The 13,837-nt window shown below is 41.5% G+C and carries 15 protein-coding genes; 5 read left to right on the top strand and 10 right to left on the bottom strand.

The genetic code is table 11. The features are described from left to right. Window positions 1–387 precede the first annotated feature (387 nt). The 3 genes from H6G69_RS09355 to H6G69_RS09345 all read left to right on the top strand — a co-directional run bounded on the left by H6G69_RS09355 (window position 388) and on the right by H6G69_RS09345 (window position 3,827). Window positions 388–1,605: a GTPase gene (locus H6G69_RS09355; protein WP_190684997.1), complete on the top strand. Its 1,218-nt coding sequence runs from the start codon at window positions 388–390 to the stop codon at window positions 1,603–1,605. 247 nt (window positions 1,606–1,852) lie between these two features. Next, a complete protein-coding gene (locus H6G69_RS09350; protein WP_190684994.1) occupies window positions 1,853–2,674 on the top strand; it encodes a Uma2 family endonuclease in 822 nt (273 codons plus the stop codon). Between the two features lie 205 nt (window positions 2,675–2,879). Beyond that, on the top strand, window positions 2,880–3,827 hold the full coding sequence (locus H6G69_RS09345) for a F0F1 ATP synthase subunit gamma (RefSeq protein ID WP_190684991.1): 948 nt from the start codon (window positions 2,880–2,882) through the stop codon (window positions 3,825–3,827). Window positions 3,828–4,120: 293 nt separating this feature from the next. Here the strand turns inward: H6G69_RS09345 and H6G69_RS34765 are convergent, their stop codons facing one another. Further along, complete coding sequence (locus H6G69_RS34765; RefSeq protein WP_190684988.1) at window positions 4,121–4,297, bottom strand: PAS domain-containing protein; 177 nt, start codon at window positions 4,295–4,297, stop codon at window positions 4,121–4,123. A 289-nt stretch (window positions 4,298–4,586) separates the two neighbouring features. Between H6G69_RS34765 and H6G69_RS09335 the strand changes: the two genes are divergently transcribed. Next, a complete protein-coding gene (locus H6G69_RS09335) occupies window positions 4,587–4,994 on the top strand; it encodes a phosphomannose isomerase type II C-terminal cupin domain (RefSeq protein ID WP_190684984.1) in 408 nt (135 codons plus the stop codon). A gap of 411 nt (window positions 4,995–5,405) precedes the next feature. On the opposite strand, the gene H6G69_RS09330 is transcribed toward H6G69_RS09335, so the two are convergent. From H6G69_RS09330 to dndE, 9 genes are all read right to left on the bottom strand, one after another. Then, window positions 5,406–6,164, bottom strand: a complete 759-nt coding sequence (locus H6G69_RS09330; protein ID WP_190684981.1) for a HEAT repeat domain-containing protein — start codon at window positions 6,162–6,164, stop codon at window positions 5,406–5,408. Between the two features lie 276 nt (window positions 6,165–6,440). Next, window positions 6,441–7,076 carry a type I restriction enzyme HsdR N-terminal domain-containing protein gene (locus tag H6G69_RS09325; RefSeq protein ID WP_190684979.1) on the bottom strand — a complete coding sequence of 212 codons (636 nt, stop codon included), beginning with the start codon at window positions 7,074–7,076 and terminating at the stop codon, window positions 6,441–6,443. 13 nt (window positions 7,077–7,089) lie between these two features. Further along, window positions 7,090–7,647 (bottom strand): N-acetyltransferase, encoded by a 558-nt coding sequence (locus H6G69_RS09320; protein ID WP_190684976.1) that lies wholly within the window; start codon window positions 7,645–7,647, stop codon window positions 7,090–7,092. A 1-nt stretch (window position 7,648) separates the two neighbouring features. Further along, window positions 7,649–7,828, bottom strand: coding sequence for a hypothetical protein (locus tag H6G69_RS09315; RefSeq protein ID WP_190684973.1), 180 nt, complete (start codon window positions 7,826–7,828; stop codon window positions 7,649–7,651). A 141-nt stretch (window positions 7,829–7,969) separates the two neighbouring features. Beyond that, window positions 7,970–8,374 carry an ABC transporter permease gene (locus H6G69_RS09310; RefSeq protein ID WP_190684970.1) on the bottom strand — a complete coding sequence of 135 codons (405 nt, stop codon included), beginning with the start codon at window positions 8,372–8,374 and terminating at the stop codon, window positions 7,970–7,972. Beyond that, window positions 8,359–9,870 (bottom strand): AmpG family muropeptide MFS transporter, encoded by a 1,512-nt coding sequence (locus H6G69_RS09305; RefSeq protein ID WP_190684968.1) that lies wholly within the window; start codon window positions 9,868–9,870, stop codon window positions 8,359–8,361. Before H6G69_RS09305 ends, H6G69_RS09310 begins: the two co-directional genes overlap by 16 nt. A gap of 80 nt (window positions 9,871–9,950) precedes the next feature. After that, complete coding sequence (locus tag H6G69_RS09300; RefSeq protein ID WP_190684965.1) at window positions 9,951–10,385, bottom strand: hypothetical protein; 435 nt, start codon at window positions 10,383–10,385, stop codon at window positions 9,951–9,953. A gap of 129 nt (window positions 10,386–10,514) precedes the next feature. Beyond that, the gene (locus H6G69_RS09295; RefSeq protein WP_190684962.1) at window positions 10,515–11,969 is read right to left on the bottom strand and encodes a DNA phosphorothioation-associated putative methyltransferase; all 1,455 of its coding nucleotides are present in this window, start codon (window positions 11,967–11,969) and stop codon (window positions 10,515–10,517) included. A gap of 30 nt (window positions 11,970–11,999) precedes the next feature. Next, window positions 12,000–12,401, bottom strand: a complete 402-nt coding sequence (gene dndE / locus H6G69_RS09290) for a DNA sulfur modification protein DndE (RefSeq protein WP_190684958.1) — start codon at window positions 12,399–12,401, stop codon at window positions 12,000–12,002. Window positions 12,402–12,706: 305 nt separating this feature from the next. On the opposite strand from dndE, the gene H6G69_RS09285 reads away from it, so the two are divergent. Beyond that, window positions 12,707–13,825, top strand: coding sequence for a hypothetical protein (locus H6G69_RS09285; RefSeq protein WP_190684957.1), 1,119 nt, complete (start codon window positions 12,707–12,709; stop codon window positions 13,823–13,825). Window positions 13,826–13,837 lie beyond the last annotated feature (12 nt).

Genomic DNA, 13,837 nt, shown 5'->3' with positions numbered 1-13,837 from the left:
CAGAATAACCGTTTTTTAACAATCAATCAAAGCTATATATAAAATTGTTTTGAGAGATGTTATCTATATTTTTGTTTATGAAACTTCAGCTTAATTGTATTTCTAATGACATATCATAAATGATTTACCGCACATGATACAATTTACGAAAAACAAACTACTAATTTAAGAGGATGTTTGAAACTTTCATGTTAGTATAATTCGCTCTTAACATAGGCAAAGCCTACTATGCAGAGTAATAAAAAATCAAGTTTTTAACTTATAAGATAAAAGAGGTTTTTATTTGTATAACTTATAATCGTCAAAGTAATTAATGAATTAGAGTTATCAAACAACCTTGAGAACTAAAATATTAATTATAAAATAGATTATAAAGCTAATAATAAAATGAATCAAAAAAAATTTAAACAAAAATATCAAGAAGAATGCAAATCATTGGCTCTGCTTGAAAAAGAAGAATTTGAACAACAATATCAAGCCGAATACAAATCATTGGCTCAAGAAAAAGGCAAATGCAATGCAATGGTGATAGGTTTAACAGGAGTAGGCAAAAGTACCTTAATAAATTCCGTATTTAGATTTTCAAAAGTAATGACGGGAACTGGCAAACCTATCACTAAAAAGATTGAAAAGCATAGTCATCCAAATTCTCCAATAACCATATATGACACTCCTGGACTAGAAGCAGATGAAGAAAAAATTAAACGTACAAAAGAAGAAGTAATTAAACTAATTGTAGAGAAACGAAAGCAAGATATTAACGAGCATATTCATTTTGTTTGGTACTGTGTTAATGATAAAAGTAATAGGTTTCAGGAGGCTGAGGAGGAATGGATTAAAGATTTAATTAAACTAGAAGTACCAGTTATTATTGTTCTTACCCAAACAATGAATCCTAAAAATAGTAAGTTACTGGACTTTATTCAAAAACAAAATTTACAAGTTGATGGTATTATTCCAGTTTTGGCAGATCCATTGCCAATTTATAATAATCCGACAATTCCAGCTTATGGTTTAGACGAATTAATTGAACACACTCTTTCACTTTTCTCAAAATTGGAGGCAGCACATACTACAGCACAAGCAATAGAGGCAGCACATACTACAGCACAAGCAATAAATGAAGCGAGAAAAGCCTTTATCGCAGCACAAAAGGTCAATGTAAATTTAAGAATATCAGAAGCAGAGAAATACCTTAAGGGCTATGTAGCAGGAGCAGGTGTAGCTGGTAGTCCTATTTCTGGTATTTTCGGCGGATTGGCAGTAGCTGGCGCTCAGACGGCTATGATAGCACATCTAACCTTTATGTGCGGGTTGGAGTTTAAAAGTTCTTTTTTGTTTCCAATATATGCTGCTTGTGCATCTGTATCAATTCCCACGTTAATAGCAGTTTCAATACCTGGGATAGATTTATTGGTTGGCGCTCCAGCCGCAGCGATAATGACATACTTAATGGGCAAGGCTTTGCTTTTTGGATATGAAAAGTATTTAAAGGCACAGATAACTGGAAATGAAATGTCTAAATCTGAACTACAAAAGATTATTATTGACAGTTACCAAAAATCTCTGCGTCAAGGAAAAAAAACAAGCAAAAATAAGAATTAGTAATCATCATTAAATTTTAAATCATCAGAAATTAAGATGAGCTTGGATGGTGTTGCTGGTAGAATCTGAGAAGAGATACTACTGAATGCCGAAGTAGCGAAGTGGTGAATCAACAAAAGTCATGGTGTAATTCATCATCGATTGCCTCCTAAATTCTTGAACACAAATCATGCGTAATCTCAAAGCAAGAGGCAATCGCCAATCCTCACCCTAAAATAAAATAGATAGTCTCGGCAAAAAAACTGTCATGTACCAGATTGACCCACCGCGCCCGCCTAGCGAAGTCATGCCGAAAATGTATGATTGCAAGAGTGAAGATCCGCAGGATCTAGATACACCTGAGCAAATTCATCCCCTGCCACCGTCGGAAACAATGCCGACGATGTATGATCTTCCTAGTGAAGACCCAGAGGAGCCGGGTTTGCCAGACGAATTTCACGACTTCCAACCCCAACTATTAAGGGAAACCTGCCAACCCCCAAATTATCCGCAGGGGGAAATGTTTATTGGCACAGACTTAAACTTATACTACGATGCGCGGAATCGGCTGTGGCAAAAAAGACCAGACTGGTTTTTAGTCTTAGGAGTACCTCGCGCTCAACAACAACAACAAATGCGCCTCAGTTATGTTGTGTGGCAAGAGGGCATAGCTCCATTTTTAGTTGTAGAATTACTTTCACCAGGCACAGAAGCAGAAGATTTAGGGCAAACATCCAGGAATGCCAACAAGCCCCCGACAAAATGGCAAGTATATGAACAGTATTTACGCATTCCTTACTACATCGTCTTTGACCGCTATGAAAATCAGTTGCGAGTGTTTCAATTAACAGCAACAAAATATCAAGCAGTGACAGTACCAGAAAAGAGGTTTTGGTTTGACGAATTGCAATTAGGTTTAGGAGTTTGGCAAGGTGAATATCAACAAACAGCAGGTTTATGGCTGCGTTGGTATGATGCTACAGGTAACTGGATTCCTACTTCTGAAGAACGAGCGGAACAAGAACGCCAACGGGCGGAAAAATTGGCGCAAAGATTGCGATCGCTTGGTATAGATCCAGATACTTTATAAGTAATGTCGATAATTTAGTTTAAGCGTATTTTAGAGAATCGCCTCTTAAACCCTAAATCATCAGAAACTAAGGTTAGGTGAGGTTTCCTTGCTGGTAGAATCTAAGGAGAGATACTACAGACTGCTGAAATAGCGAAGTGGTGAATCAACAAAAGTCATGATGTAATTCATCATTTGTCGCCTCCTAAATTATTGAACATAAATCATGCCTAATCTTAAATCAATACGCGATCGCATTCAGTCGGTCAAAAACACCAAAAAAATCACCGAAGCCATGCGGCTAGTAGCAGCAGCACGGGTACGTCGGGCGCAAGAACAAGTGCTGGCAACTCGCCCCTTCGCTGACAGACTAGCGCAAGTACTATATGGTTTGCAAACCCGCTTGCGTTTTGAAGACGCAAACCTACCTCTACTGAGAAAACGCGAAGTTAAATCAGTAGGTTTGTTAGTAATCTCGGGTGACAGAGGTCTGTGTGGTGGTTACAACACCAACGTCATTCGTCGTGCTGAAAATCGTGCCAAGGAACTGAAGGCAGAAGGTATCGACTACACATTTGTATTGGTTGGTCGTAAAGCTACCCAATACTTCCAACGCCGCAACCAGCCTATCGATGCTACCTACAGTGGCTTAGAACAAATCCCCACCGCCGAAGAAGCAAATAGAATTGCTGACGAGTTGCTGTCTTTATTCCTCTCGGAAAAAGTAGACCGCATCGAGTTAATCTACACTCGTTTCGTCTCCTTGGTGAGTTCTCGTCCTGTAGTTCAAACCTTGCTACCTCTTGATACCCAAGGTTTAGAAGCTGCAGACGACGAAATTTTCCGCTTGACAACTCGTGGCGGTCAATTTGAAGTGGAACGGCAGAAAGTCACTGCTCAAGTTCAACCTTTAGCCAGCGACATGATTTTTGAGCAAGATCCAGTGCAAATTCTGGATGCCTTGTTACCCTTGTACTTGGGCAACCAATTACTACGGGCATTACAAGAATCTGCTGCCAGCGAACTAGCAGCACGGATGACAGCCATGAGCAACGCCAGTGATAACGCTGGTGAACTGATTAAAAACCTCTCGCTGTCTTACAACAAAGCCCGACAAGCCGCAATTACTCAAGAACTCCTAGAGGTTGTCGGTGGTGCAGAAGCACTGACCTAGGGACAAGTCAATTGTTAACTATAATTAATAGCTAATTGCTGGGGATTTTCAAACCTAGCGATTAGCTATTTTTGTTTATATGAAAATCTTCAGGGGGCGACAATCGCCTCTAAATCCTGCAAGCTAAAGGTTTGGGAAGCACAGACCCCTGGAAAAATTTGTGTGCTTATTGAGAATGAACTGTACATTTAAGTAAGTCGGTGTAAATAATTATTGTTGGAATAAGGCAGGGGGCAGGGAGCAGGGGGAAAAAGCGTTTGAGCCTTATTTACTTTTCTTCACATAGTTTGGTTTTATTGCATCGACTTACTTAATGGCGGGTAAATTAGACTTTTGATTTCAGTGGCCACACAATCCCAAAAGTTTTTACCCAGAATATCGCTTGTTGATAGACCAAATAGCTCAGATTGACGATGATTAATATAAATACACCGCCATTCTCTATCTAGTATCCAAAAGCCATCAGTCATCCTCTCTAGAAAACCAGCACAAAATTTAGTGGTGAATTCCTCTTGCTGCCAAAGATAGGTAAATTTGCTTCATCAGATTGAATTGCTATTGTATTGATTAATTCAGTTTCTGATGAATTAGATTTATTTTTTGCCAAAGTATTAATAACTGAGAACTACTATATTTTGTTGGCGTAGTTTATTGCGTCAGAAGTTGAAAAAATACATAAAAAATGTGGCAAATTGTCAATTCATTTACGCTCTTCTTACTGAACAATAGTAATAGTCGTACTATTTAGAAATTTGTGTTATGTCTCAAAACGATCGCAACGAACCACCTAAAAATAATGATGCTTCTTCCCATGCAGGCGAAAGATACTGGGGTAATGTAGAAGTGATTGAAGAGGGAGAGAATTATAGAATTAGTCGTGTTGAAATTAAACCCAGACACGGCATTAAACCACAAATCCATTATCACCGCAATGAACACTGGGTTGTAGTCTCTGGTGTGGCCAAGGTCACTTGTGGAGAAACAGAAGTATTGCTAAACCGCAATGAATCAACATATGTTCCCGCCGCAACATTGCATAAAGTCGAAAATCCTGGCTTAATACCCTTGGTAATTTTGGAAATTCAAAACGGTGAATATTTGGGTGAGGATGACATCGAACGTCCTTATGACCTCAACTTAATTAAGCCAGTAGCGGAAAGTAAGTGAAGTCTGAAGTCTGAAGTCTGAAGTCTGAAGTTTGAAATTAACACATCTCTAAGAGGATATTTTAAAAGTATTGGGCGAATAGAATTCTCTACTACAGAAGCAAAGTCTACCTGCGTGGACTAACACAAAATCAAGGTTTTTAAACCCACCTGCGTGGGTTTTGTCTGTGTAGCCAAGCCACTGCGTTGGGCGGGTTCCCCGACTCCCTCAGTGGCGCGCGATTTCCAATCGCCCAGTGAGTCATAATTTAGACTTTTTAAACAACCTCTAAAGGTGTATGTGATGAGTCAAAAGAAATTGACTTTTTTACTTATGAATAAAATACTTATATCAATATTTACTTCATACTTGATGCTTTTTCAGTAAATGGTCAGTTTACTTCAGACTTCAGACTTCAGACTTCATACTTGATTAAAACCATCCTTCTTGTTCTAAAGTTTCAATTAGCTGTAAGCCACGAGGATCACCTACGCCAAGTAGTGCGGCTTTCGCATCTTCTCGCACGCCTAAATCTTGGTCTTCGGCGAAAGCTTGAATCAAAGCGTCAATAGCTGTGGCATAAACTATATTTGATGGCAATTCCTTGCATAACTGGCCAATTGCCCAGGCGCTGTTACTGCGAACGGCGGAGATTGGGTCTTGAACTAAAGCTTCAATTAAGGGAGGAATTGCCCCAATAATGGCTTCGTAACTCACTTCTGCCATTTGGGCTAAAGCACTAGCTGACCATAAACGCACTGCGGAAATATCTGTTCTTAAAGCATCGGCTAAGGGTGCTAGACAACGCCTATCGCGGCAATTACCCAATGCCCAAACTACACCTTTGCGTACATAGCCATTCCAATCTTGGTTGAGTTGAGCAATTAACGGTTCTACTGCTTCTTGACTGGGATTTCGCCCAATACCATAGGCGGCACTCACTCGCACTAAAGGACAGGAATCTGTTAATAGGCGAATGAGTAGAGGCGTAGCGCGTTCATCTTCTAAATCACAAAAAGCACGCGCCGCTAACATTCGCTGCTGCGGTTGAGGATTTTCCAGTAGGGCTAACATCACTTCTGGATTAGGCTTGGCCACTTCTGACTCAGCAGTTAGCGGCTCCATTTTATCGAGAGGGCTTTCTAGCTCAACTTCTGGGTCGAGTAAGCTTAGGTCGTCGTCGTCATACATACGTCATTTAAATGCAGAGTGGGATTATATAGCAGGGAACAGATAACAAGTAACAGGGAACAGGTTTGAAAGCTGCTTCATGTCCATGTTTGATGATTAGTCCTGGTGCTAATCTATCCGGCAACTGCTACACATTATCCCCTGTGCCAATAATTCTAGGCCCGATAGGTATTTGCTAGATTATTGTACACTTTATGTTCGCCATCGTTTGATTTGTTTAGGAAAAAAAGGCGCTTAGACTAGGGCTTCGAGACTAGCAAAGAGAAGAAATATTCACTATTGACTAATCACTAACTTTCCTAAGTGTTTAAGAATTTTGAGGACGATAAACAAATTGTTGCGGTATTGCGATCGCGTAGCCAAAATATCCGAAATTCCGTATTGTTTTCTCAAGGTTTTGACAAACAGGTAACTACTGCCGTTTGTCACCATCCCATAAAGCGGTTGATTGGGATTTGGATGTGCTGCCATGTATGCCAATGTTTGAGGTATGGCAATTTCTAAATCAAAGGTGGTTTTTTTCGATTCAATTAGTACAATCCAGAGTCGGTCTTGCAGAATCAGTGCATCAATACGCCCTCGCAATATCTCCTCATTATCCCCTGGCACAGCAATTTCCACAGGCACTTCGGCTCTAAATTTATATGGAGCCTGATAAAATCCTGCTAATTCGAGTAATGGCGACAACACAATCATTTTGATAGTTTCTTCGAGCAAAATGCCATCGGAAACTTGATAAAGATAATTACGCCGCACTTGGTCTAATCGTAGCTGTTCCGCTTCGCTCAAAGCAGTTAATTCAACCATCCATTCGATAAAAAACTCGCTATCTTCGCTAAGAGTCAAACCAAGTTTTTCTTCTACTTGGCGAAACGTGGTGAATTCTTCTGCGATCGCAATGCTTCTACTCATAGTTGTCAATTGACTATTGACTTTTTCCTGACAGTTCTTTGAGCATCCACAAAGATTGAGTGTGATAACCCAGTTGATTGTAGAGGTTTAAAGCTGGTTGATTAGATTCAAAGACTTGTAAACCGATTTGTTTATCGCCTCTGGCAATTGCCCAGTTTTCTACATACTGCATCAACGCTTTACCAATACCTTTGCGCCGATGTTCTGGAACGACGTAAAGCAGAAAAATATGGGCGTGGCGATCGCCTCGGACTTGATCTATGGCATTTCCCACCCAAAGACAAGCCACGGGGGAAGATGAAAGGGGGCGGGGAGCAGGGGGCAAGGGGGAAGAGGTATTGTCAGTTTTTCCCCTTTGCTCCCTGCTTCTTGTCTCCCCTGCCTCTTCAACATCCACCCACCACAAGGGCGTATCTTTGGATAAATACTGCTCGACGGTGCGAGCGAGGTGGGCAAAATCTTGTTGAGGAAATCGCTCCTGGTAAGTGCGTTGCATGAACTTAACGAGAAGCGATCGCTCTAAGGTTGAACCGCGCCGAATGTTGTAACCCGGTAGTAGTTGCTCAGACACTTTATTTGCTGAGTATTAACAAATTACTAACATGAGATGGCACAATTACCCCAGTTTCTTCAATGGGTGCGGGTGCAGCCATATCAGCAGGTAAGAAGATCCGGGCGCTGACGGCAACAAGCGCAACGATGAATACTAAAAGTACTAGTAAAGGGGCGATGTATTGACGGAATATAGCCATAACTTTAGTGCTGAGTGCTGAGTGCTGAGTGCTGAGTGCTGAGTGTTGAGTGCTGAGTGCTGAGTGCTGAGTGCTGAGTGCTGAGTGTTGAGTGCTGAGTAAAAAATACAGATTCCTAGCCTCAGCCTCTCTTGTTTAACCTTAACGTTGATCGCGTTCCAAATCATCGATGACTCGTTCGCAATACCAGCTTTCTGGCATACCGGGATAATTTTGCTTTGCTTGCTCAATTAAGCGTTCGGCGGTGGCGGTATCACCGTCTAACTTGGCAATGAGTTTGTTTTTGAGTTGATTATCGGTGATGCGATCGCTAATTTCTGTCGGGGGCAGATTTTCTTTCACCACTGGTGATGGCTCTCGGCGTAATTGCCAAAATAAGACGTAATAAAGTGTGCCGAAAATTAAAATTAGGCTGAGTGTACCAAAAAAAGTGAAGAGGTTAAAAGTCAAGAAACCTAGCACTAACTGTGACAGGACATAGCCAAGTAATAAACCTGTAAGTAAAAGAATAAATGTACCAATCAAAACAATTACTTGGCTTCCCATACATCCTCATCTTCTTCCTCTAGTCCTGGTCTAGATATTACCACTGGCTTTTGATTCCAGGGAGCAACAAACGGTAAAAGTAACAATCCTGGTAAGGCTGCTACTAGGGTTAACAAGAAAAACATCGGCCAGCCTGTGGCTTTTGCCCAATCGCCTGCGGGTGCAGAAAGAACATCTCTACTAATCGCCATTAAGCTAGAAAATAATGCAAATTGAGTGGTTGTAAAACGGTGATTGCAGAGGTTCATTAAAAAGGCTACTGTAGCAACTGTAACTAATCCGGCACTAAAGTTTTCGATGTTTACTGCCAAGATTAGGAGTGAGTAGTTTTTGCCAGCAACAGCTAAGGCATAATAACCCAGGTTACTCAATAATTGCAGTATGCCAAATATCCATAAACCGCGATTTAGGTGAATTTTGGTTAAGATTACTCCACCTGCTAAGACACCAACAGTTGTGGCGAGAAAGCCTATTCCCGCTTGAATTGCACCAATTTCAGTTTTAGTAAAGTTGATTTCTCGCAAAAATAAATTAGCTGTGATGCCGACTAGAGAATCGCCCAGCTTATAAAGAATGATAAATATGAGAATTACACCAGCTTGTACCCAGCCAAAACGATGAAAAAATTCTTTAAAAGGCAGAAAAATTGCTTGTTGTAAGTTTTGTGGGGCTTGATTTTCTTGAGCTTCACCCAGTAATTCATCAGGCAATAATAATGATGAGACTATCCACGCTACTATCAAACCTGCCAATAGCCAATAAAATATAGGCAAAGCAATATAGCCAAGAAAAACTCCTCCGAGTAAACCAGCTACTAATGCTGTGATAAATAGCACGAATATCACATCTTTGGCAGATAAAGGTGCAGTTTCTCGGTGGTGGCTTACCTGTGGTTCTCTGGGTGCAGATAAGGTGACAAAGATACTCCCCGCCATTAAAGCAGCCATGAGTAAGTAAACACCATTCCAAGGTAAGCGATCGGCTAATACCAAGGCGAGAGAACTAGTGACAAACAAAGCAACGCGATAGCCGAGTACCCAAACCGATGCACCTGCTTCTGCTTCTAGCGGGTTTAAGATATCTGTGCGGTAAGCATCGCCGGCGATGTCTTGAGTGGCACTTAAAAATGTGATAATTAAACAGTTGATGGCTAGTATTTGCAATACTTGGTCGCTTTGGGAAGGTTGTTGTAAGGCGAGAGTGGCGATCGCAATGGCTAATCCAACTTGAGTTAAAATTAACCAACCCCGTCTCCCTCCCAAAAATGGCGGTACAAACCTATCTAACAAAGGCGACCACAAAAATTTGAGAGAATAAGGCAACGCCAATAAACCAAATAAAGTAATTTTGCCGAGATCAACCTTGGCATCTTGCATCCACAGTTGCAATGTTCTACTGGTCAAGAACAAAGGCAATCCAGATGCAAAACCTAGCAGTAACAAAGCCCCCATTTTGCGGCTTTGGACGGCTTGGCGTAGTGCTTGGATTTCTTTCATTGCGATATTCCCTCTGACTTAGTTGATAAATCAAATCAGTTTGCTATACATCATTAAATATCAACTACTGTCTCAAAATTTTATGATGCTGTTATCAAATTGATGTCATATTGTTTAGGGTCGCTTTCAATCCGGATAAATTGATTTGATGGATTATACGTCTCGAAATTTTGCAAGTTTTCCTCTTGATTAAGAGAATTCTCTAAATAAGTTAAAGCTAATGTTGAAGTCACATAAATATTTCCATGTTGTTTGAAGCCTTCTAAGACTTCAGATTCAGGAGGATAATCTTTGACTAAGTGTTCAGCTAGATATCCTTTTAAAATTATTCCTCTCAAGCCCGTTTCTTTATATCCTTCCTTCGCTATCATCAACGAGATAGCATCAGCATCAAGATGAGACAATTTATCGTAATCCTCAAAAAATGGGCAAACTATTTTCATTAGTTTTTTGACAGGATTTTTAACTTTGCCGTATTTAGGATCTTGCTGTTTTCTGCGTTTTGATTCACCCATGATCAATATCTCCTCATGAACCCTTGAATTGTATGCCCACTTCTAGGGTTTGGTCATCATATCAAAGCCAATTTTTGGATAATTCTGGTGTGCAAGCGATCGCTAGGCTATTCTAATTTTGTTGCTGCCTCACGACAATGGATAAACTTGATGTCCTCTAATTTCTACTCCATGATCAGCCAGACATTTTAACCAACCTTCACGAGTTCCAATGTCGCTTTTTTGCTTGAGTAAGCCTAATTCTTGTTCTTGTTGGGTGAGTTGGGCAAATTCTTCGTATTGAGGATAACTAGGTGTGACAAAAGTTTCTTTACGGTGCAGAACAGGTGGATTTGCTCGATTTGCATAGTCTCGGTGAGTGACGTACAAGGTTTTTAAATCAATGGTGATGCTGGCTTTTAAAGCTGGGTGGGGGTCTGTGTCGAATTCTGGATAAAACAAGTAGGATATTTGCGGTTGCTCAAGGTTATATTTAATCAGCGTCGCTCCATCAACACGCCCAATGGTGCGACTGGCGCAACCTTCGTAAATGCGGAGTAAGGGATCGAGGGCGGCGAGGGCCCAAACATGAACGTATAATGCGCCGCGTGTGTGTTTGCCGATTTTGCTTTTTTCGCAAGCTGTTTGGACTACTTTTGGTCTACCCAAACTAAATAATTTTTGGTCAGCGACTTTACAAGCTTCCTCATAACTACCAAAAAAAGCTTTGATGTCGTGGCGCATTTCTGGTGCTAGTTGGGAAAATCTGGGGCGTTTATCAAAGTGGGTGAGGGCAAGGTAAACTTGAATGTCTAAAGAACGACGATAAGCGATCGCATCCCATTCTGCTTCATCGGTGGCTTGCAACACAACCGCAAAGGCGCGGCGAAAGTTACCAAATTCCGTTAATAGTTCTAGTTCGTTTGCTAATTCACCCTTGACAGGTAATCTCCCGCGTTTGGTGAAAAATGCCATCAAGGGTGTAAGTTGTTCTTGATAGTCTTCAAACCGCTTAATCGGGATGCGGACTCGTGGTGTATAAGTGCGCGAAAAGAAGCGAATAGCTTTGAAGCTTTCTTTTTCGGCTTCGTCACGGAAGACAAAATAAACCCCAAGCGCAACAGGAACTGCATCGACGTTGAGGACTTGATCAATATATTTTTTGAGTTCTTCTTGCTCGTAATATTTTTGAAAGGTATTACGGCTAGTCACAATGCCGTCATTGTAAGCGAGTTGGGCTTTGCTAGGAGCGTTAATTAAGACTTGGGCCGCGACAATTAAAACTTTGCGAGTGAGTTCCCAGGCTTTAATCAGGCTTTGGTTGCGTTCTGCGATATCTTCGATGACGTTGATCACGTAACCCAAGTTAACAACATCAGCAGGCGTAATTTGGTGATTCGGGTAGTAGTAAGGGTCCCAACCTGCGCTCGTATAGCCGAGATTCCCGACTCGCTGCACGTCGCCACCATGACCGCAGCCATAGTCAAAAAAAGTGGTGTCCTGATTAAGGATTGACCATTCTATGGCTAATCTTACAGGGCGAGAGATTTCTGTACGAGCGATCGCAGCTCGATGACGCTCAATTTCTAAGTAGCTCTCCGGCATAATGTTCAGTTAACAGTTAACAGTTAACAGTTAACTAATATCCTTTCCGTCTTTTACCGCCAGTTCAATCAAATCTTCAATTTTCTTGATATTTGGGTTGCCTGCTAAGTAACCAATCCCACGATGCAAATGTAGGCGGAATTGGGTTGCGAGGGTTTCTTTGTCAGTCCCTAAACCATCATTGTGACAACGTTGCTTGAGGGCGAGAAGAAGAATATCACACAGTTCACCACCAAAAACGCGCCAAGACATTTCCACATTGCTATCTTGAGGAATAGGTACGGGTGAGGGTGGTGTAAGTTCGGCGAGGGAACGACAGAACGCCCAACGGCACAGGATATTCCATTGGTCAATTTTAGTGTTGCGTTTGAGTTTTTGTAGTTGGTCTTTGGCTGTTTGGGAAAGTTTAATTCTCTCGATTGGTGCTTCCATAGTTTATTTAATATTCTGATATTTAATAATTGAAATATAGAATAGATTTTACTCCAAAATTTAAATCTAAAATCCTTGTTCACCAAGGTTTTCTATAGAATTTTCGAGAATATTTGATGAGTAGTTGACAAACATAATTCACGGCATAATACATTATTAAAGCAGACACAAAAGATATACAGCAAATCGCTAGCAAATGAATTAAAAATTTTAACAAAAAAGTTGCTCAAAAGAGGTCTTCAATTTTCCAGCTGTATATCTGGTGTCGTTTAACTCAAGATTAGTTTCAGAATAAGGGAATGTGTATGCGCGTAAATGCTATGGCAATGACTCTAGTAGCTTTACTGATGGGTGTGCAGACTGCTTACGCACAAAACACGGATATTAGCAATCAGGCGTTCCTGCGGGCGGCTTTGACGGTGATGACTTTTGACTATTTCGCCACAAAGTGTAAACAAGCTCAGGGTTTTAGCCCTAGTCAAACCACCAAAGTTGAAGGCTGGGAAAAGACAAATGGTGTTGCTCAAATTCGCTTGCGGTTGCGTGAGTTTGACCGATACCCCACCCAAAAGCAGCAACTAGACCAGGCTTTGTTATTGATTACTCAACAGATTACAAAGCAACGACCCAATCTTGATAACTGTGCGGCGGCAGTTACAATGTCACAGCTACCTGATGCACAGTTCGCTCAGATATCGCCAGAAATCATCACGGCGGTGAATAATCCCCCAAAAACGCCTAAACAACCTGGACAATCGCCCTCTCAAAAACCTGCGAATGTTGCTTCAGGAACAAATGCAGCAACTTTGGCGCAAATTGATAGTTTCGGCTTTGATTATCGCTCGAGTATCGGCATTGGTGGCTTTGTGGGTCTTGATGTTTACCCGGTTGTGCTGTTTCGCAATGGTGATGCACTGACCGATGTTGAAGGGCTGTCTTTTCCTGGCGGACTTGTAGCCCACAAACAAGCAAACCCTAAAGATTGGACACGTTGGCGCAAACAGGGTGGTAAATTGCAAATTGCTCAAAAAGATGGCTGGGAACCGTTAGGTTTTCAAACAACATATCCAAAACTGCCGAATAATTTCAAGCTGAATGGCCTGTTTCGTTCGCTATCTGGAACGGGTAACGTGGCACTTGGGGGTAGCGATGCGATCGCAGTTTGGAAAGACTATCGTTTCTGGCCGGATGGTCGAGTAGTGCGCGGTCAAGGTGCTGGTGGAAGGGTAGAGGGTGGTGACTCATCTGTAGTTACAAGCAGTGTAGCTCCTAATCAGCGCGGCAACTATCGCGTTGAAGGGCTGACGCTGTACATCAATTACGATGATGGTTCCAGCGAGCGCCGCATCTTGATTACCGATCCCAAAGATCCCAAGAGTGCTATCTGGCTTGATGGGGTAAGCTACGTGCGCCGGAATCAGTGATGTGGGAGGATA

It is taken from the genome of Nostoc sp. FACHB-110 (genome assembly GCF_014697425.1).
Classification (GTDB): domain Bacteria; phylum Cyanobacteriota; class Cyanobacteriia; order Cyanobacteriales; family Nostocaceae; genus Nostoc_B.
Note: the sequence above shows the minus strand (reverse complement) of the source record. Positions and strands in the feature narration are given on the sequence as shown.

Excerpts from the sequence above, each read along its gene's own strand:
- dndE (WP_190684958.1), bottom strand. The coding sequence starts at position 12,401 with ATGGAAGCACCAATCGAGAGAATTAAACTTTCCCAAACAGCCAAAGAC.
- H6G69_RS09335 (WP_190684984.1), top strand. The coding sequence starts at position 4,587 with ATGTCTCAAAACGATCGCAACGAACCACCTAAAAATAATGATGCTTCT.
- H6G69_RS09305 (WP_190684968.1), bottom strand. The coding sequence starts at position 9,870 with ATGAAAGAAATCCAAGCACTACGCCAAGCCGTCCAAAGCCGCAAAATG.
- H6G69_RS09350 (WP_190684994.1), top strand. The coding sequence starts at position 1,853 with ATGTACCAGATTGACCCACCGCGCCCGCCTAGCGAAGTCATGCCGAAA.
- H6G69_RS09285 (WP_190684957.1), top strand. The coding sequence starts at position 12,707 with ATGCGCGTAAATGCTATGGCAATGACTCTAGTAGCTTTACTGATGGGT.
- H6G69_RS09330 (WP_190684981.1), bottom strand. The coding sequence starts at position 6,164 with ATGTATGACGACGACGACCTAAGCTTACTCGACCCAGAAGTTGAGCTA.
- H6G69_RS09315 (WP_190684973.1), bottom strand. The coding sequence starts at position 7,828 with ATGGCTATATTCCGTCAATACATCGCCCCTTTACTAGTACTTTTAGTA.
- H6G69_RS09295 (WP_190684962.1), bottom strand. The coding sequence starts at position 11,969 with ATGCCGGAGAGCTACTTAGAAATTGAGCGTCATCGAGCTGCGATCGCT.
- H6G69_RS09300 (WP_190684965.1), bottom strand. The coding sequence starts at position 10,385 with ATGGGTGAATCAAAACGCAGAAAACAGCAAGATCCTAAATACGGCAAA.
- H6G69_RS09345 (WP_190684991.1), top strand. The coding sequence starts at position 2,880 with ATGCCTAATCTTAAATCAATACGCGATCGCATTCAGTCGGTCAAAAAC.
- H6G69_RS09355 (WP_190684997.1), top strand. The coding sequence starts at position 388 with ATGAATCAAAAAAAATTTAAACAAAAATATCAAGAAGAATGCAAATCA.
- H6G69_RS34765 (WP_190684988.1), bottom strand. The coding sequence starts at position 4,297 with ATGACTGATGGCTTTTGGATACTAGATAGAGAATGGCGGTGTATTTAT.
- H6G69_RS09310 (WP_190684970.1), bottom strand. The coding sequence starts at position 8,374 with ATGGGAAGCCAAGTAATTGTTTTGATTGGTACATTTATTCTTTTACTT.
- H6G69_RS09325 (WP_190684979.1), bottom strand. The coding sequence starts at position 7,076 with ATGAGTAGAAGCATTGCGATCGCAGAAGAATTCACCACGTTTCGCCAA.